Source organism: Micromonospora sp. BQ32 (genome assembly GCF_059358895.1).
The window spans coordinates 61,882-79,021 of record NZ_JCADBI010000006.1 but is presented as its reverse complement, the minus strand read 5'-3'; the positions used below and the strand labels follow the sequence as shown (position 1 = coordinate 79,021).

Below are 17,140 nucleotides of genomic sequence, written 5' to 3'. Positions count from 1 at the left end.
CGAACGGACGCATCGACCATACGTCGGGGTCAGAGCGCCCGGAACAATCAGGCGCGCGAGCGCGGCAGGCAGCACTTCTTGTACTTGGCGCCGGACCCGCACCAGCAGGTGTCGTTGCGGCCGGGCGGCCAGGCTGTCACGCCGGCCTCGTCGAGGCTGTCGGCGTACTCGTCGAGGGTTTCCTCGCTGGTGGGGTCGCCTCCGGTGCGTTCGGCGAAGGCCGCCAGGTCGGCGACCGTGCCGACGACCACGCCCAGGTCCGCGCCGCCGAGCCCGGAGGCGTCGACGAGGGCGCGTTCGAGCTGGGCGCGGTGCTCGTCCCAGGTGGCGGGGTAGCTGTCGATGAGAGTGGGCCAGCGCAGCAGCAGCGCGGTGAACTCCGTCTGCGGCCAGAACAGCAGCGTCGCCGGGCCGTCGTCGAGGGCGTCGAGCGCGTGGGTGCTCGCGGCGCGCAGCCGGTCGGCGAGGTTGTCGTACTCGTCGTGGGGTAGGCCCTGCTCTTCGCGCAGGTCGTGCCGCTGCTGGGCCAGGCCGTAGATCATGGCGGCGGCCTCGTCCTGGGCGTCCTCGGATTCGTGCTGCTGGGTGCGGGTCCGTTCCAGGATGGCGTCCAGCGCCCCGGTGAGCCATTCCACCGCCGTGTCGCCGTGGCCGGACTCGGCCAGCTCGTCGATCAGGTACATGGACTTGGGCTCGGTCTCCAGCAGCGGACGCAGGGCGGTCAGCTCGGCCATGCCTTCGTCGGTACGCCCGAGGCGCAGCAGCAGTCCGCCGCGCACCGCTCGGGCGTACGCGTTGTCGTCGGGCTGTTCGGCGACGGCGCGGGTGGCCAGGGTGAGCGCGTCGGCCAGGTCGCCGGCCTGTTCCAGGATGTCCACGGCGACCAGCAGGGCGTACCCGGTGTCGTCGGGGTCCGCGACCCGCCCCCCGTCGACGGCGCCCACCAGTTCGGCGACGAGCGCGGCCGGGTCCGGGCTCTCGGCGCCCAGGGCGCTGATCTCTTCGATGCGGTCGGCGGTCAGCAACTCGGACATGGGCGCATCCTGAAAAGACGACGGACGGTGGGTGGGGGAGCGGCCAGCGTACTCCCGAACATGGAGCAGCCCGGGCGGCGAACCGCCCGGGCTGCGACACGTTCCCTCAGCGGGTCGCTGGCACGGTGGCGAACTCGCCGGCTAGCTCCGACTCGACGATCGTCGCGGCGGACGGCCGGCGACCGGCCGACGCCCGCCGGGCGGACGGGACGGCGAGGGCCGCGAGCGCGGCGGCCAGGGCGATCGCCGTGAGGACGAGAAACCCCATCGTGAAGCCGGCCTCCCGGGGCAGGCCGTTGGCCTGCGGGTGCGCGGTGATCACGCCGCTGACCACGGCCGCGCCGATCGCGCCGCCGATGGTGCGGATGTTGGCGTTCATGCCGGTCGCCACGCCGGTCTGGCTGGCCGGCACGCTGGCGACGATCAGGTTGGCCATCGAGGCGAACGCCAGGCCGATGCCGAGACCCACCAGGCCACCGGCGATGGCGACCTCCCAGCGGGTGTCGTGCGCGGTGGCGAGCATCGCGGAGGCGGCGACGTTGAAGGTGGCACCGGTGGCGAGCTGCGCCTTGGCGCTGAAGATGGCCTGGAGCCGCCCGGCGATGATGCCGGCGACGAACATCGCGCTGACCATCGGGAGCATGAGCAGACCGGCCTGGCTGATGCTCGCCCCGAAGCCGTAGCCGGCCGCGGTCGGGGTCTGGAGGAACTGCGGGAGGAACGCGTAGACGGAGAACATCGACGCGCCGTAGAGCAGGGCGACCAGGTTGGTGGTCCAGACGCCGGGCAGGCGCATCATCCGCATGTCGATCAGCGGGTTCTTCGACCGCAGCTCGGTGACCAGCCAGCCGACCAGCAGCACCACGGCCAGCGCCAGCAGACCGAGCACCCGGGTGGAGGTCCAGCCCCAAGCCGCGCCCTGGCTGATCGGCAGCAGCAGCGCGACCAGCCAACCGGAGAGCAGCAGGGTGGCACGCCAGTCGATCCGACCGGGGGTACGGACCGGCGACTCGGGCACGAACAGGTGGGCGGCCACGGCGGTCAGCCCGACCACGACCATCGGGATCCAGAACAGCCAGCGGTAGTCCAGCGTGCTGACGATCGGGCCGGCCAGCACGATGCCCAGGCCGCCGCCGACGGCGACGATCGCCGAGATGGCGGCCACCGCGGTGGAGACCCGAGCGGCCGGGAACTCGTCGCGGATGATGCCGAACGACAGCGGGAAGACCGCTCCGCCGATGCCCTGCACGACCCGGGCCAGGATGAGAACGCCGATGTTCGGCGCGATGGCGGCGAGCAGGCAGCCGAGGGCGAGGGCGGCGAGCGAGACGACCAGCATCCGCTCCTTGCCGACCATGTCGCCGACGCGCCCGAGGATCGGCGTGAAGATCGACGCGCTGAGCAGGTAGGCGGTCAGGACCCAGGTCACGGTGTTCTGGGAGGTGTGCAGGTCCTGCTGGATGGTCGGCAGCACCGGGGTGATCAGCGACTGGAGCATCGCGAAGAACCCGGCGCCGGCCGCGAGCACGGTGAAGGTGAGCCGACGCGAGCCGCGTCGGGAGGTCACTGCCACGAGAGAAAACTCCCTGTTCACGTACGGGATTGAAGGCTTGTCGCCCGTCGTCTGTGACGGGAGGTCTGTCGGGATCCGGGCGATCGGGTGGCCAGGCGGCGATCGGGCGGGTCACGAGGTAAAGTAACCGGAGGCAAGCCTCCGGGGTTCCGGAGGGGTGCCTCCACTAAGCTAGCGGAGGGTTCCCTCCGGATGCAACCAGGGTGAGGTGACGCACGTCATGACCAGCGCGGGGCAGGCGCCCGAGGTCTTCGCGCAGCGGCCCAAGCGGGCCGACGCGCGGCGTAACTACGACGCCCTGATCACGGCGGCGCGCGAGGCGTTCGCCGAGAACGGTGCGGCTGCCTCCCTGGAGGACGTGGCCCGCCGGGCCGGCGTGGGCATCGGCACGCTCTACCGCAACTTCCCGACCCGCCGGCACCTGTTCGAGGCCGTCTACGTCGAGGAGGTCCGGGCGCTGTGCCACTCCGCCGAGGGGCTGGCCGAGCTGCCACCCTGGGACGCGCTCGTCGCCTGGCTGCACCGCTTCGTCGCGTACGTCGCCACCAAGCGGGCGCTCGCCGAGCAGTTGCTGCACGACTCCGAGATCTTCACCAGCTGCCGCGCGGAGATCTTCTCCGCCGGTGAGCCGCTGATGTGTCGCGCCCAGGCCGCCGGCGTGGTCCGGAACGACATCGGCTTCGACGACGTGGTGCGGCTGATCAGTGGCCTCACCATGGCCCAGTTCCCGTCACCCGAGCAGCGCGACCGGGTGCTCGGCGTGGCCCTGGACGGCCTACGCCCGCCAGCCACGCCACGCTGACCGCCCGACCGGCCGCGTCGCGCTGACGACCTGGCTGGCCGCGTCGCGCTGACGACCAGCCGGCCGCGCCAGCGCTGACGCCCGTTCGGCCGGTCAGCGGTCGACCAGCAGCAGCCACTCGTCGTCGAGCCGTTCGACCGTCGTGCCGGCGGGCCACGCGTGACCGCCGCCGGCCGCCGCTCGCGCCTGGTCGACCTGCGGCGGCTGGCTGAACTGGGCGCCGTCGAACCTGCCCACACCCTGGAATCGGGCCCGGCCGAAGTTCGCCGCGCCCTCGAAGCGGGTCTGCTCGAAGCACGCCTCGGTGGCGAACACGGTCCAGCGGAAGAGCGCCATGTCCGCGAAGCGGACCGAGCGGAACCCGGCGTATCCGGCGAACTCGGTGCGCTCCATCGACAGGCCGCTGCGGAAGGTGGCCTCCCGAAACCTGGCCCCGTCACCGAAGTGGGCCGCGTCGAAGCTGGTCGGCTGGTCGAAGACCGCCCGGTGAAATGACGTCGGGCCGGCGAAGCGCGACCGCAGGCAGGACAGGCCGCCGGCGAACCCGGCTCCGTCGAAGCTGGCCTGACCCCCGAAGCGGGCGTCGTCCAGGACGACCTCCGCCTCGGCGGTGAGACCGTCGAAGACCACGTCGCCGAAGGTCGCCGCCCCGAGCAGGAGACGCCCCCGCGCCGTCGCGCCCGCGAAGGTGGTCGTGCCGGTGAACACCGCGTCGGTGAAGTTCGCGTCGACGAGCGTGCAGCCGGCGGCGTCGAAGTCGACAAGCGCGGCGCCGGCCAGGTCGAGCCTCAGCTCCGGCCAGTGGGCCGCGTCGTCCGCGCGCAGGTGCCGGGTGAGCACGCGCTGGGCGCTGCGGCGAACCTCCGTCTCGCGCGGCTCGCCGTCGGCCGCCGGCATCCGCAGGTACGCGCAGAGCACCGCCGTGATCGTCGGGCGCTGCCCCGGATTGTCCTGACCGAGGCGCTCCAGCGCGTGCAGGCCACCGAGGCGTACCGCCGCGCTGTCGTTGCCGAGCAGCTCGACCGCCCGGGTGTAGAGCTCGGTTAGTCGACGCTCCGCCGCGTCGTGCTCGGCGGCTCCGGACTGCCGGTCCTGGTGGCGCTGCGCGGCCTCCGCCACCGCCTCGGCGTGCGCCTGCACCCGGTCGCGGTGCGCCTGGTCTCGTGCCGCGACGCTCTCCTGGTGCCGCTGCGCGCGTTCGGTGATCCACTGACGGCGGGCGGCGAGCAGCAGCGCGAGCCCTCCGCCGGTGCCGGCGACGACGGTCAGACCGGTGCGGATCGCGTCGATGCGCAGCGCGGCGCGGGTGTCCGGTTGGCTGGCGCGGTCGGCCTCGGTGAGCAGCAGGTCCAGCACCAGCCAACCCAGGGCGACGGCGGCCAGCAGGCCGACCAGGACCAGCCACCACGGCATCACCCGCAGCTCGCGCTCGGTGGGTTCGTCGACAGCCACGGCCACAGCATGCCAGCCACCGTCGGTGTCCGATATGGAGCGTGACGGTATGACCGTTTACACCCCCGCCGGAACAACGGGTTACCGGCGCGTAACAAGTCATTGACGTTTCTAAATTGTTGCGGGCATCATCGTCGCACGGTCGATCGGACACCCCCACCCACCTGCCCGGTTCGCCGGGTGCCTCCCCCCGGAGGTGCAGCCATGCTGCTCCGAAAGACCGCCCTCGTCCTGACCCTCGCCACCGCCGCGTTGCTCGCGTCCACCGCCACGGCGACCGCCGCCCCCGCCGATCCCACCCCGGCCACCACCGCCGCCACGCCGTTCGCCGCCGCAGCGGCCAACCCCGTCATCGTGGTCGGTGGGCTCAGCGGTGTCGCCGTTGCGTACGAGCCGATCGCCGCCCGTCTGCGCGCCGACGGCTCCCGCACCTTCATCTACCAACTGCCCGGGCTGGGCCTCGGCGACATCCCCACCTCGGCCCGCGCGCTCGCCAGCTACGTCAGCCAGGTACAGGCCAGCACCGGCGCGGCGACCGTCGACGTCGTCGCCCACTCCGAAGGGGGCCTGGTCAGCCGGTACTACCTCAAGCGGCTCGGCGGCACCGCCACCGTCGGCCGCTACGTCAGCCTGGGCACACCGCAGTACGGCACGTACGTCGCCAACATCGTGGCGTTCCTGGGCCTGGGCAGCTGCGCCGGTGTCGTGGCCTGCCAACAGATGACCATCGGGTCGGCGTTCCTCGCCGACCTCAACGCCGGCGACGACACCCCGGGCGCGGTGCGCTACACCACCATCCGCACTCTGCAGGACGAGTTGGTCCGGCCGACCGGGAACGCCGCCGTCAACGACGGTGCGACGAACGTGCTGATCCAGGCGTACTGCCCACTGCGGGTGGTGGGGCACCTCGGCCTGGTGCTCGACGGCACGGCGTACACCATCGTGCGTGGCGCCCTGGTCGACGGCCCGGTGCGACCCAACTGCCTCGCGCTCTGACCCCCTTGCGGTGCGGCGGTCCCGGAGGGGACCGCCGCACCGAACCCGCGACGGTGAGTGTCGGGTGCGCGACGATCCCCCGAAACGGTATGGCAGACATCAGATGTCCTCGATAGCCTGCTCCGGCTGTCCATCCCCGACAGTGGACGCCATCCTCGGAAAAGGAGCAGCGCTCATGACCGAGCCGCCCACCGTGCCGCCGGAGACCACCCCGCCGACCGTGCCGCAGCTCGACGTCCGGGCCGCCCAACCGCCGTCGGCCGACACCCCGCCGCCCACCGGTGGGTTCGCCGACCGTCCACCGGGCTACCCCAGCGCGCTGGTCTGGCTGCGCGCCGGGATCCTGCGGGACTGGCGCGGCGTGCTCGGCGCGTTCCTCGCCACCTGGTTCTACCTGCCGGTCGCGCTGCTGCTGGCGTTCTGGGGCGGTCTCGCGTTCGGCGTCGCCGGGCTCTTCGCCATCGGGTCCGGCGCCGACGACCAGGTGCCCCAGGCGCTGCGCGACGCCCCGCTGATCGGCTCCCTGATCGAGGCGTTCCTGACCCGCTCCGGCGGGGTGCTCGGCGGCGTGGCCGGCTTCGCCATCGGTTTCCTGGTCGGCTTCCTCGTCGTGCTCGCGCTGCCCTGGCTGGGCGTCGCCGACGAGCCCTTCGCGCTGCTCACCGGCCTGATCGGCACGGTCGTCGCGGCGGCGCTGATCGGGGTCCTCTACACGCTCTACCGGGTGCTGCTCGAACCACGCCTGCTGGTCGTCTCGGGTGCGCGCCAGCCCAGCCGCCGCGAGTACGCGCGGCTGCGCCCCGTGCTCGACGAGTGCGCCCGACGGCTCGGCCTGCCCAGCGTGCCCCGGCTGCTGATGGAGGACGACCCGGTCCTGAGCAACGCCCGAACGTACGCCCGGCACGTGGTGGTCACCACCGCCGTGCTGAGCGAGCCGGACGACGAGGTGGCCGCGCTGCTCAGCCACGAGCTGGTGCACTGGCGCACCGGGGACGAGATCACCAGCGCCTTCGTCCGCGGCGTCGGCCTGCCGCTGACCCTCGCGCACGCCCTGCCGACCTGGCTGATGCGGACGTTCCCGCACCCGGGCACCAACTTCGTGGTCTTCGTGTTCTTCTGGCCGGTGCTGCTCACCATGCGCTACGTGGTGCTGCCGCTGCACGCCCGCGACGTGCGGGCGGCCGAATACCGGGCCGACCTCGGCGCCGTGCTCACCGGGCACGTCGACGGGCTGCGGCGCATCCTGGAACGGCGGCTGTCCTTCGAGACCGGCCGCAGCGGCTGGGACGAGGCGGTCTGCGCCACCCACCCGCCGCACGAACTGCGGCTCGACGCGCTGGAGCGGGCGTCACTGGTTGGCGCGCCCGACGGCGCGAGCCAGCCGGTCACCGTCGACCGGCTGTTCAACCCCTCCGGCCCGGTCGGCACCCGCCGCACCTGGCTGCTGGTCGGCGCCCTCACCCTGGTCGCCTGCCTCGGCACCAGCGGGCTCGGCGTGGTGCAGTGGGCGTTCTTCCGCCCCCAGGCGGCGATCGACGGGTATTTCTCCGCGCTCGCCGACCGCGACAGCGAGGCCGCGCTCGACTTCCTCACCGATCAGGGCAACGGCACCGACCGTGACCTTCTCGCCAAACTGCTGCGCGGCAAGGGCTACCAGCCACCGACCGACGTCGAGATCAGCACGCTGGAGCGTGACGGCGACAGCGCCACCGCCACGGTGGCGTACCGGCTGGGTGAGACGCGGGAGACCGCCACCCTCACCCTGCGCCGCGAGGACGAGACCACCGCCGGGCTGTTCCACGGCTGGCGGTTGAGCGGCGGGCCGACCCCGCTCAACGCCGCGATCGCCGACCCCGGGGTGCGGCTCAACGGGGTGGAGCTGCCGGTCGCCACCGAGGGTCCGCAAGTGGTGCTGTTGCCCGGCGGCTACACCGCGACCGGCCCGTCCAGTGCGCTCAGCGAGACGCCGAGCGCGACCGTGCTGGTGGGCCCGGGGGAGACCGCCGCCGTCCTGCAACTGGCGCCGGTGCTCAAGCCGGCGGCCATCGAAGCCGTCGAGGCCCGGGTACGCGTCTGGTTGGACGAGTGCGCCAAGCAGACCGTCGCCGCCCCGCCGGGCTGCCCGTTCCGCTACTACGGCGGCTCCACCCAGAAGGTCACCTGGAAGATCCTGGAGTATCCGAAGCTCGCCGTCGAACTCACCGGCCCGGCCAGCGCCCAGGTCTTCACCCCGACCGAGACCCAGGGCAGGGTGGAGGCCAGTGGCACGACCACCTACTTCGGCGGCAGCTCACCGTTCAAGGACGACAATGCGTTCACCGTCGCGGGCGTCGCCACCGCCGACGGGGACAACGTGACCTTCCGACCCGCCGCCGACTGACCGGGAGACAGACCGTGACCGACAGCGAATCCGCAGCCCGGCTGCCCGTCCGGCTGACCATCAACCCCCGGCAGCGGCAGCCCCCGTCGGTCGACCTGCTGACCTGGATCCACCGCCGCCCCGAGTACCGGCCGGGAGTCCGCTCGGCCGGCGGCGGCGGTGGCCGGCCGGGCTTCAGCGACGCGGTGATCATCGCGGTGCTGGCCCAGGGGCTGCTCCCGGGGCTGTTCAACCTGTTGCAGTCCTGGGTCGACCAGCAGCGCACCGAGGCCAGCATCCGGATCCAGACCGGGGACACCGAAGTGGAGCTTCAGGTGAGCGGGCGGACCGACTCCGCTCGACTGCTGGCCCAGGCGACCGAGGCGCTGCGCGTTGCCCGGGAGCCCGGTCCGGAGCCCGGTCCGGAGCCCGGTCCGGAGCCCGGTCCGGACGCCGCCGGCTGACCCGACGGCGTCCGGTAGCTCGGTCCGGACCCCGCCGACTGACCCGACGGCGTCCCGACCGGCGGGTCAGCTCGCCTTGGCGAGCGCCTCGAACTCGTCGTCGGTGAGCCGCACGTCGGCCGCGCCCACGTTCTCCTCCAGGTGCGCCACCGAGGACGTACCGGGGATCGGCAGCATCACCGGCGAGCGGCGCAGCAGCCAGGCCAGCGCGAGCTGCGCGGGCGACGCGCCGTGCGCGGTGGAGATGGCGTCCAGCGGGCCGCCCGGGCGGGCCAGCTCACCGGTCGCGATCGGGAACCACGGGATGAACGCGAGGTCGTTGCGCTCGCAGAACTCCAGCACGTCCTCGGCGCTGCGGTTGGCGAGGTTGTACAGGTTCTGCACGGACGCGATCGTGGTGATCGCCCGGGACTCCTCGATCTGCGCGACGCTCACCTCGGACAGCCCGATGTGCTGGATCTTGCCTTCCTCCCGCAGCAGGGCCAGCTCACCGAGCTGGTCGGCGAGCGGCACCTTCGGGTCGATCCGGTGCAGCTGGTACAGCGGGATGCTGTCCAGGCCGAGGTGGCGCAGGCTCAGCTCGCACTGTTGGCGCAGGTACTCCGGGCGGCCCAGCGCCCGCCAGTCGCCGGGGCCGGAGCGGCTCAGCCCGGCCTTGGTCGCGATCACCAGGTCGTCGGCGTACGGGTGCAGGGCCTCCCGGATCAGCAACTCCGAGACGAACGGCCCGTACGAGTCGGCGGTGTCGATGAACGTCACGCCCAGCTCGACCGCACGGCGCAGCACGCGAACCGCCTCGGCCGGGTCCTTCGGGTCACCCCAGACACCCGGGCCGGTGATCTGCATGGCCCCGTAGCCGAGCCGGTTGACGGTGACGTCGCCACCGATCTGGTACGTGCCGGACGCCTTCGCGGGCTGCTCACTGATATTTGTCGCCATTGCCCGATCCCCAATCGTCTCGTCGTGGCGGGCGTGGACAGCGCGGGCGTGAAGCGCCCACCCACCACCGATGGATCATCCCCCGGAACCCCGCCGCCATGCCGTCGGTCGGCCGAGTGTGGGCGCGGACACGCCGTGGGCGCGCCGAACCGAGTTGCCGGGAAGCGCCCGGTGCGACCGGGGTGTCCGTGCGACGCTGACCGGAGCCGGTGCGTTCCGGCGCGACGGCGGAGGGAGCACCCATGGGAGTGCCGCAGGTCAACTTCGCGCTCGACACGTACGAGTGCATCGTGATCTATCCCGGCGCGGCCGGGCGGGCCCTGCCCGCCGAGACCGTGCAGCGGTTGCAGGCCGAGCACGCCGAGCACATGCAGGCGTTGCAGCGACGCGGCATCGTCCTGGTCGCCGGCTCAGTGGACGGGCCGGCACGCGAGCCCGACCCGCCGATCGGTTTCGGGCTGGCCCGCACCGGCAGCGTCGACGACGTCCGTAGCGTGCTGGAGGCCGATCCGGCGGTGCAGGCCGGGCTCTACCGGGTGGAGGTGCTGACCTTCCTCTGCCCGGCCGGTTCCCTGGAGTTCCCGCTGGTCAAAGCGGGAAGTTGAGTCGTCGGCCCATCGGTGGCTGTCGTGATGACGACGGCGCTCGCCCGCCTGCCGGTGCTACCGTCGCGCCCAGCGCGGGCCGCCGCCGGGGCGTACCCGGTGTCGTGGGTCGGCCCCGGTCGAGGAGTCGCCATGATCTCCGCCGCCATCCCCGATGTCGCGTCGGCCGCCGCCCGACTGCGTGCCCTGCTCGGCGACCGGCTGCACGAGCCGGGCGATCCCGGTTATGCCATCACCACCCGGCTCTGGAACGGCGCGGTGGCGCGTACGCCCGCGCTGGTCGCCCAGTGTCGGGACGCCGACGAGGTGGCCGAGGCGGTCCGCGTCGCCGCCCGGTGTCACCTGCCCGTGTCGGTTCGCTCCGGGGGCCACGACTGGGCCGGCCGGGCGCTGCGCAACGGTGCTCTGGTGCTCGACCTGACCGGGCTGCGCTCCGTCCGGGTCGAACCGGACGCGGCCACGGTGACCATCGGCGGCGGCACCACGGCGGCCGAGCTGCTCGCCGCCGCCCGCCCGTACGACCTGGTGGTCCCCACCGGCGTGGTCGGCGCGGTGGGGATGGCCGGGCTCACCCTCGCCGGCGGGTACGGCCCGCTCTGCGGCCGGTTCGGTCTCGCCCTGGACAGTCTGCTTGGCGCGGAGGTGGTTCTCGCCGACGGCCGCCGGGTCACCGCCGACCCGCGGCACGACGCCGAGCTGTACTGGGCGCTGCGCGGCGGCGGGGGCAACCTCGGCATCGTCACCGAGCTGCGCTTCCGCGCGCACCGGCTGCCCGGCGTCCTGGCCGGCATGATCATGTTCGCGCTCGCCGAGGCGCCGGCCGTGCTGCGCGGCTACGGCGCGCTGGTCGCCGAGGCCCCGGACGAGCTGACCGTGATGGCCGGCTTCCTGCCCGGCCCCGCCGGCGAGCCGGTGATCTTCGTCTGCCCGTTCTACAGCGGCCCGGACCTGGCCGCCGGGGCGCCGTGGATGGACCGGCTGCGCGCGCTGGGCACCCCGCTGGTCGACCAGATCGGCCCGATGCCGTACGCGGACGCGCTGCGGATGTTCGACGGCGGAATGGTCGACGGCAACCACTACCTGCTGCGAACCCGTTGGCTGCCCGCGCTCACCGACGGAGTCGTGGACACGTTCGTCGACGCGGCCCGGCGGGTCAGCTCGCCGTTCTCCGCGCTGGCCGTGCACCACTTCCACGGCGCGGCCACCCGGGTCCGACCCGCCGACGCGGCGTTCCGGCTCCGCACCGACCACCTGATGACCGAGATCATCGCGGTGTGGGCGCCCGGCGACCAAACCGGCCCGCACCGCGAGTGGGCCGAGCGGACCTCGGCGGCGCTCGCCCCGCACGCCCTGCCCGGTGGTTACCCCAACCTGCTCGCCCCGGAGGAGACCGACCGGGTCCGGCTCGCCTACGGCGCGAACTGGGCGCGGCTGCGCCGGGCCAAGCGCCGCTACGACCCCCGCGACCTGCTCCACGCGGTGCCCACCCTGCCGGCTTCCGGTGACCCGGAATGACCCGCCGCCGGCGACCCCCGGAGCGCCCGAAATGAGCCGCCGCCTGCCGCCCTCGGGGCACCCGCGGTGAGCCGCCGCCGGGAGCACCCCGACAGCGCACGCCACCGGAGGCGTACGATTCCCGGCGCGCGGTCGCTGATGCCCGTCGCCACAACGTTCCCGGTGCGGTTCCGCCCGCCGGCCCGACGCGCACCGCGCGTCGTTGGACACCTGTTCCATTGCCTGCAAGGGGTCGGCCCCGAGTCCGACCTGAAGGAGAGACTAGCCTGATGGGCGTGACACGCCGCGCGAAGATCGTCTGCACTCTTGGTCCCGCCACCTCGTCCCCGGAGCGCATCCGGGGTCTCGTCGAGGCCGGCATGAACGTGGCGAGGCTCAACTTCAGCCACGGCAGCCACGCCGACCACGAGGCGGTCTACCGACTGGTCCGGGAGGCGTCGGAGGCAGCGGGTAAGCCGGTCGCCGTCCTCGCCGACCTGCAAGGTCCCAAGATCCGGCTCGGTCGGTTCGCCGACGGCCCGCACGAGTGGCGCACCGGTGACTCGGTCGTGATCACCGGCGACGACGTCATCGGCACCAAGGAGCGGGTCTCCTGCACCTACACGAAGCTGCCGCACGAGGTGAAGCCCGGCGACCGGCTGCTGATCGACGACGGTCGGGTCGCCGTCGAGGTCACCGACGTCACCGGCAACGACATCCGCTGCCTCGTCACCGAGGGCGGCCCGGTCTCCAACAACAAGGGCGTCTCGCTGCCGAACGTGGCGGTCAGCGTGCCCGCCATGTCGGACAAGGACGCCGAGGACCTGCGCTTCTCCCTGGGGCTCGGCGTCGACCTGGTGGCGCTCTCCTTCGTCCGCTCGGCCGACGACATCAAGCTCGTGCACAACATCATGGCCGAGGAGGGCGTCTTCCGGCCGGTGCTGGCCAAGGTCGAGAAGCCGGAGGCGGTGGAGCACCTGGAGGCCATCGTGCTGGCCTTCGACGGCGTCATGGTCGCCCGCGGTGACCTCGGTGTCGAAATGCCGCTGGACGAGGTCCCGCTGGTGCAGAAGCGCGCCGTGCAGCTGTGCCGGGAGAACGCCAAGCCCGTCATCGTGGCCACCCAGATGCTCGACTCCATGATCGAGAATTCCCGCCCCACCCGGGCGGAGGCGTCCGACGTCGCCAACGCGGTGCTCGACGGGGCGGACGCGGTGATGCTCTCCGGCGAGACCAGCGTCGGCAAGTACCCGGTGCTCACCGTCAGCACCATGGCCAAGATCGTGACGACCACCGAGGCCGGTTCGATCGGGGTGCCGCGGTTGCAGCACGACCCGCGTACCCACGGTGGCGCCCTCACCGTCGCCGCCTCGTCGATCGCCCGGGCCATCAACGCCAAGGCGCTCGTCGCGTTCTCGCAGACTGGTGACACCGTCCGACGGCTGTCCCGCCTGCACTGCGACCTGCCGCTGCTGGCCTTCACCCCGGTCCCCGAGGTGCGCGACCAGCTCGCCCTCACCTGGGGCGTGGAGACCTTCCTGATGCCGTTCGTGCAGCACACCGACGACATGTTCCGGCAGGTCGACCAGGCGCTTCTCGGCCTCGACCGGGCCAACCCCGGTGACTACGTGGTGATCGTCGCGGGTAGCCCGCCCGGCACCCCCGGCTCGACCAACACGCTGCGCGTACACCAGCTCGGCTCGCTGGTCGACGCCGCGTCGGCGCGGGCGCTGCAGTGAGCGACGGTCGGGTCGCGGTCGGCCAGGCGGCGGTGGACCAGCTGCTGGAAGTGCTGGACCTCGACCCGACCGGGGAGATGACCTTCCGGGGGATGAGCCCCCCGGTCGGCCCACAACGGGTGTACGGCGGCCAGGTCGCCGGCCAGGCCCTGGTCGCCGCCGGCCGCACCGTCGACCCGGAGCGGTTCGTGCACTCGCTGCACGGCTACTTCGTCCGCCCCGGCGACCCGGTCGAGCCGATCGCGTACGAGGTGGAGAACATCCGCGACGGCCGGTCCTTCTCGGTCCGCCGCGCGGTCGCCCTCCAGCACGACAAGCCGATCTTCTTCATGTCGGCGTCGTTCCAGCGGGCCGAGGAGGGCCTGGACCACCAGGCCCCCTCCCCGCTGGACGTACCCGCGCCGCAGGACGTGCCGACGATGACCGACCGGCTCTCCCGCTACCCGGAGCGGCTGGGCATCTGGGGTCAGATCCCACGACCGATCGACGTGCGTTACGTGGGCGAGCCCGGCTGGGTCCGCCCCGGCGACCGGCCCGCCGACCCGCACCAGCGCGTCTGGATGCGCATCGACGGCAAACTGCCCGATGACCCCCTGTTGCACGCCTGCGCGCTCACCTACGCGTCGGACCTCACCCTGCTGGACTCGGTGCTCTCCGCGCACGGTGAGGTGTGGGGGCCGGGCGGGTTGGTCGGCGCGAGCCTGGACCACGCGCTCTGGTTCCACCGGCCGTTCCGGGCCGACGAGTGGTTCCTCTACGACTGCCTGAGCCCGTCGGCGTCCGGCGCGCGAGGGCTGGCCACCGGCCGGATGTTCACCACGGACGGTCGGCAGATCGCCAGCGCCGTCCAGGAGGGTCTGCTGCGCCGCGTCGGCGCCTGACGCTCGGTGGTTGTCGCTCATCCCCGCCAGGTCCCTGGCGGGGATGAGGAGGGTCAGGCCTGGTGGATGGCTTCCCCGGCGATCTCGATCTGCACCGTCTTGCCGACCAGCACCCCGCCGCTCTCCAGGGCGACATTCCAGAGCAGGCCGTAATCCTCACGGTTCATCTCGGCCGTCGCGCTGAAACCAAAGATGTTCTGCCCGTACGGATCCTGACGAGCACCGCCGAAATTCACCGCCAGGTCGACGGCTCGGGTGATCCCTTTCACGGTCAACTCACCGGTGAGGACGAATCGTCCGGGAACGCCGTCGGACTGCGGCGGAACAATGTGGCTCCGGCCTCGTCCACCCAACCGATGGTTGCGCAGACGCGCCCACTGGAATATGGGGTCCTCGTTGCCCTGCCATTTGATGCCGGTGCTTCGATATTCGAGGGTGGGGAAACGCTCCACGTCGAGGAAGTCGGCACTCTTCAGATGCGTGTCCCGGTCGACGCTCCCGGTGGTGATGCTCGCCGACATGATGGTGGCCGTCACCGAGGAGAGCAGCGGGTCCTCCGCCACGAAGATCTGCGCCGTGGCCTCGGCGAACTCGCCGCGTACCGGGCTCACCATCATGTGTCGGGACAGGAAACCGATCCGCTTGTGCGCCTGATCGAGAAGATAGGTGCCGGCCACCGGGATGGTCATGCCATCCCAGGTGCGTGTGGCGACGACATCGGTCATCGTGTTGCCTTCCCCCCGAGCACACCCGGGTGTTTATCAATATGTTGCTGGCGGCCGGGTAAACGGCCAGACATTCGTACTCCCGCCCAGCATAGGGACGCTCCAGCCCGGCATTTCGGCCGCCACCGTGCAGGGGATCATGACGTACTTCACCGGTCCTGGGCGGCGGCTCGAACAGGCCCCGGCGGCGCCACTTTTCATCGATGCGTGACCGATCGGCCGAGGGCCGCCCGCCCGCCCGGTTGACCAGCGACTAACCTTGCCGACATGCGCCTCTCCGCCCGGGTCGACTATGCCCTCCGCGCGGCCGCCGAGCTTGCCGCGACGGCCAGCGGCCCCGGGCGCGGCCGGCCGGTCACGGCCGACCAGATCGCCCGCGCCCAGGAGATCCCGCCGAAGTTCCTGGAGAGCATCCTGCTCCAGCTGCGCCGGGGCGGCATCGTGCACGCCCAGCGGGGCCCGGAGGGCGGCTACTGGCTGGCCCGCCCCGCCGAGGAGATCTCCCTCGCCGAGGTCATCCGGGTGATCGACGGACCCCTCGCCCACGTACGCGGGCAACGCCCCGAGCAGCTCGGCTACCACGGCCCGGCGCACGCCCTCCAGGAGGTCTGGATCGCGCTGCGGGCGAGCGAGCGGGAGATCCTGGAACTGGTCAGCGTCGCCGACGTGGCCGCAGGCACCCTGCCCCCGCGCGTCACCGAACTGGCCGCCGACCCGCGCGCCTGGATCTGAGCGCCGGCTAGCCTCCCGGCTCCACGTCACCTGGCCCGGTGGCGCGCTTGGTGTGCGTGCCAGCGGTTTTCGGCTCCGCGTCATGTGGCGCCGACCCCACCGCGTGGTTTCGTGCGCCTGTTCGGTTAACGGCCTCGTGCCATCGGCCGCCGCCCCCGCCGCGTCCCATCCACCGATCGGGGGCTTGACCCCGGCTGCCCCATCCCGCATTGTCGACCAAGTCGATAGGAGATGCCGAAAAGTCTGGGGGCGCTCGTGCGCAAGCTGTTGGTCCTCGCTCTGGTCGGGCTCGTCGCGCAACTGATCGATGGTTCGCTCGGCATGGCGTACGGCTTGACCTCGTCCACGCTGCTGCTGGTCGCCGGGGTCGCACCGGCCGCCGCCTCGGCCTCCGTGCACCTGGCCGAGATTGGCACCACGCTCGCCGCCGGGGTCGCGCACTGGCGGTTCGGCAACGTCGACTGGCGGGTGGTGACCCGCATCGCCCTGCCCGGCGCGATCGGCGCCTTCGCCGGCGCCACCGTGCTCAGCTCGATCTCCACCGAGGCCGCCGCACCGTGGATGGCCGGCATTCTCTTCACCCTCGGCGCGTACCTCCTGATCCGCTTCGCCCGACCGCTGCGCACCGACCGGGCCGGCGGACGGCTCCGCGGCCGTTTCCTCGGCCCCCTGGGCCTTCTCGCCGGCTTCGTCGACGCGACCGGCGGCGGCGGGTGGGGCCCGGTGGCCACCCCGGCGCTGCTGGTCTCCGGTCGCATGGAACCCCGCAAGGTGATCGGCTCGGTGGACACCTCCGAGTTCGTCGTGGCCGGCGCGGCCAGCATCGGCTTCCTGATCGGATTGGGTACGGAGGGATTCCTGCTCCCCACCGTCGCCGCGCTGCTCATCGGCGGGCTCATCGCCGCCCCGCTGGCCGCCTGGCTGGTGCGAATCGTGCCCGCCCAACTGCTCGGCGCGGCAGTCGGCGGCGTGATCGTGCTGACCAACGCCCGCACCCTGATCCGCTCCGCCGAACTGGACGGCCCGACCCGCCCCGCCCTGTACGCCCTGCTGGCCGCCGGCTGGCTGGCCGCCCTGGTGTTTGCCGTGCGCGCCCTACGGCGTACCCGCCGCGCCCGCGCCGAGGCTGCCGAGGCGGCGAGCGCTTCCCCCGTCGCTGCCGGCGTGCCCGTCGCTATCACTGCTGCTACCGGCGGCGTCCCGGCCGATCTGGCCGCAACGGGTACGGCCACCTCACGCTGAACCCCGTTCCGTCCCTTGATCCCGGGCCGCCGTCCTGGTCCTGGTTGGCCCGCCCCCGACGCCGGCCCTCGCTACACAACTTCATGATCGATGCCTGGGTGCC

15 protein-coding genes are annotated in these 17,140 nt (G+C 72.5%); 10 read left to right on the top strand and 5 right to left on the bottom strand.

The window, feature by feature from the left end:
* Positions 1-47: 47 nt before the first annotated feature.
* Both AC5L30_RS14420 and AC5L30_RS14415 read right to left on the bottom strand, forming a co-directional pair.
* A complete protein-coding gene (locus AC5L30_RS14420) occupies positions 48-1,034 on the bottom strand; it encodes an SEC-C domain-containing protein (protein WP_494867751.1) in 987 nt (328 codons plus the stop codon).
* 106 nt (positions 1,035-1,140) lie between these two features.
* Positions 1,141-2,607 carry an MFS transporter gene (locus tag AC5L30_RS14415; RefSeq protein ID WP_494867750.1) on the bottom strand — a complete coding sequence of 489 codons (1,467 nt, stop codon included), beginning with the start codon at positions 2,605-2,607 and terminating at the stop codon, positions 1,141-1,143.
* Between the two features lie 220 nt (positions 2,608-2,827).
* Between AC5L30_RS14415 and AC5L30_RS14410 the strand changes: the two genes are divergently transcribed.
* Positions 2,828-3,409, top strand: coding sequence for a TetR/AcrR family transcriptional regulator (locus AC5L30_RS14410; RefSeq protein WP_494867749.1), 582 nt, complete (start codon positions 2,828-2,830; stop codon positions 3,407-3,409).
* Between the two features lie 93 nt (positions 3,410-3,502).
* Here AC5L30_RS14410 and AC5L30_RS14405 read toward each other — a convergent pair whose 3' ends face one another.
* On the bottom strand, positions 3,503-4,861 hold the full coding sequence (locus AC5L30_RS14405; RefSeq protein WP_494867748.1) for a pentapeptide repeat-containing protein: 1,359 nt from the start codon (positions 4,859-4,861) through the stop codon (positions 3,503-3,505).
* Between the two features lie 204 nt (positions 4,862-5,065).
* Here AC5L30_RS14405 and AC5L30_RS14400 point away from each other — a divergent pair, with 204 nt between their 5' ends.
* The 3 genes from AC5L30_RS14400 (at position 5,066) to AC5L30_RS14390 (ending at position 8,680) form a co-directional block, all read left to right on the top strand.
* Positions 5,066-5,857 carry an esterase/lipase family protein gene (locus AC5L30_RS14400; RefSeq protein ID WP_494867747.1) on the top strand — a complete coding sequence of 264 codons (792 nt, stop codon included), beginning with the start codon at positions 5,066-5,068 and terminating at the stop codon, positions 5,855-5,857.
* 175 nt (positions 5,858-6,032) lie between these two features.
* Complete coding sequence (locus AC5L30_RS14395) at positions 6,033-8,237, top strand: M48 family metalloprotease (RefSeq protein WP_494867746.1); 2,205 nt, start codon at positions 6,033-6,035, stop codon at positions 8,235-8,237.
* 14 nt (positions 8,238-8,251) lie between these two features.
* Positions 8,252-8,680, top strand: a complete 429-nt coding sequence (locus tag AC5L30_RS14390) for an effector-associated constant component EACC1 (RefSeq protein ID WP_494867745.1) — start codon at positions 8,252-8,254, stop codon at positions 8,678-8,680.
* Positions 8,681-8,746: 66 nt separating this feature from the next.
* On the opposite strand, the gene AC5L30_RS14385 is transcribed toward AC5L30_RS14390, so the two are convergent.
* On the bottom strand, positions 8,747-9,619 hold the full coding sequence (locus AC5L30_RS14385; RefSeq protein ID WP_494867744.1) for an aldo/keto reductase: 873 nt from the start codon (positions 9,617-9,619) through the stop codon (positions 8,747-8,749).
* A 242-nt stretch (positions 9,620-9,861) separates the two neighbouring features.
* Here AC5L30_RS14385 and AC5L30_RS14380 point away from each other — a divergent pair, with 242 nt between their 5' ends.
* The 4 genes from AC5L30_RS14380 (at position 9,862) to AC5L30_RS14365 (ending at position 14,338) form a co-directional block, all read left to right on the top strand.
* A complete protein-coding gene (locus AC5L30_RS14380) occupies positions 9,862-10,224 on the top strand; it encodes a YciI family protein (RefSeq protein WP_091407872.1) in 363 nt (120 codons plus the stop codon).
* Positions 10,225-10,356: 132 nt separating this feature from the next.
* Positions 10,357-11,739, top strand: coding sequence for an FAD-binding oxidoreductase (locus AC5L30_RS14375; RefSeq protein ID WP_494867743.1), 1,383 nt, complete (start codon positions 10,357-10,359; stop codon positions 11,737-11,739).
* A 269-nt stretch (positions 11,740-12,008) separates the two neighbouring features.
* Positions 12,009-13,457 (top strand): pyruvate kinase, encoded by a 1,449-nt coding sequence (gene pyk / locus AC5L30_RS14370; RefSeq protein ID WP_494867742.1) that lies wholly within the window; start codon positions 12,009-12,011, stop codon positions 13,455-13,457.
* Positions 13,454-14,338, top strand: a complete 885-nt coding sequence (locus tag AC5L30_RS14365; protein ID WP_494867741.1) for an acyl-CoA thioesterase — start codon at positions 13,454-13,456, stop codon at positions 14,336-14,338. Before pyk ends, AC5L30_RS14365 begins: the two co-directional genes overlap by 4 nt.
* 53 nt (positions 14,339-14,391) lie before the next feature.
* Here AC5L30_RS14365 and AC5L30_RS14360 read toward each other — a convergent pair whose 3' ends face one another.
* A complete protein-coding gene (locus AC5L30_RS14360; RefSeq protein WP_494867739.1) occupies positions 14,392-15,063 on the bottom strand; it encodes a YceI family protein in 672 nt (223 codons plus the stop codon).
* 267 nt (positions 15,064-15,330) lie between these two features.
* Between AC5L30_RS14360 and AC5L30_RS14355 the strand changes: the two genes are divergently transcribed.
* Both AC5L30_RS14355 and AC5L30_RS14350 read left to right on the top strand, forming a co-directional pair.
* On the top strand, positions 15,331-15,795 hold the full coding sequence (locus tag AC5L30_RS14355; RefSeq protein ID WP_363615322.1) for an RrF2 family transcriptional regulator: 465 nt from the start codon (positions 15,331-15,333) through the stop codon (positions 15,793-15,795).
* Between the two features lie 255 nt (positions 15,796-16,050).
* Positions 16,051-17,037 carry a sulfite exporter TauE/SafE family protein gene (locus AC5L30_RS14350; protein ID WP_494867959.1) on the top strand — a complete coding sequence of 329 codons (987 nt, stop codon included), beginning with the start codon at positions 16,051-16,053 and terminating at the stop codon, positions 17,035-17,037.
* Positions 17,038-17,140: the final 103 nt, after the last annotated feature.

What these genes read in the sequence shown, in the direction of transcription:
- AC5L30_RS14420 (WP_494867751.1), bottom strand. Translation starts at nt 1,034, where the DNA reads ATGTCCGAGTTGCTGACCGCCGACCGCATCGAAGAGATCAGCGCCCTG.
- AC5L30_RS14410 (WP_494867749.1), top strand. Translation starts at nt 2,828, where the DNA reads ATGACCAGCGCGGGGCAGGCGCCCGAGGTCTTCGCGCAGCGGCCCAAG.
- AC5L30_RS14400 (WP_494867747.1), top strand. Translation starts at nt 5,066, where the DNA reads ATGCTGCTCCGAAAGACCGCCCTCGTCCTGACCCTCGCCACCGCCGCG.
- AC5L30_RS14395 (WP_494867746.1), top strand. Translation starts at nt 6,033, where the DNA reads ATGACCGAGCCGCCCACCGTGCCGCCGGAGACCACCCCGCCGACCGTG.
- AC5L30_RS14385 (WP_494867744.1), bottom strand. Translation starts at nt 9,619, where the DNA reads ATGGCGACAAATATCAGTGAGCAGCCCGCGAAGGCGTCCGGCACGTAC.
- AC5L30_RS14380 (WP_091407872.1), top strand. Translation starts at nt 9,862, where the DNA reads ATGGGAGTGCCGCAGGTCAACTTCGCGCTCGACACGTACGAGTGCATC.
- AC5L30_RS14375 (WP_494867743.1), top strand. Translation starts at nt 10,357, where the DNA reads ATGATCTCCGCCGCCATCCCCGATGTCGCGTCGGCCGCCGCCCGACTG.
- pyk (WP_494867742.1), top strand. Translation starts at nt 12,009, where the DNA reads ATGGGCGTGACACGCCGCGCGAAGATCGTCTGCACTCTTGGTCCCGCC.
- AC5L30_RS14360 (WP_494867739.1), bottom strand. Translation starts at nt 15,063, where the DNA reads ATGACCGATGTCGTCGCCACACGCACCTGGGATGGCATGACCATCCCG.
- AC5L30_RS14355 (WP_363615322.1), top strand. Translation starts at nt 15,331, where the DNA reads ATGCGCCTCTCCGCCCGGGTCGACTATGCCCTCCGCGCGGCCGCCGAG.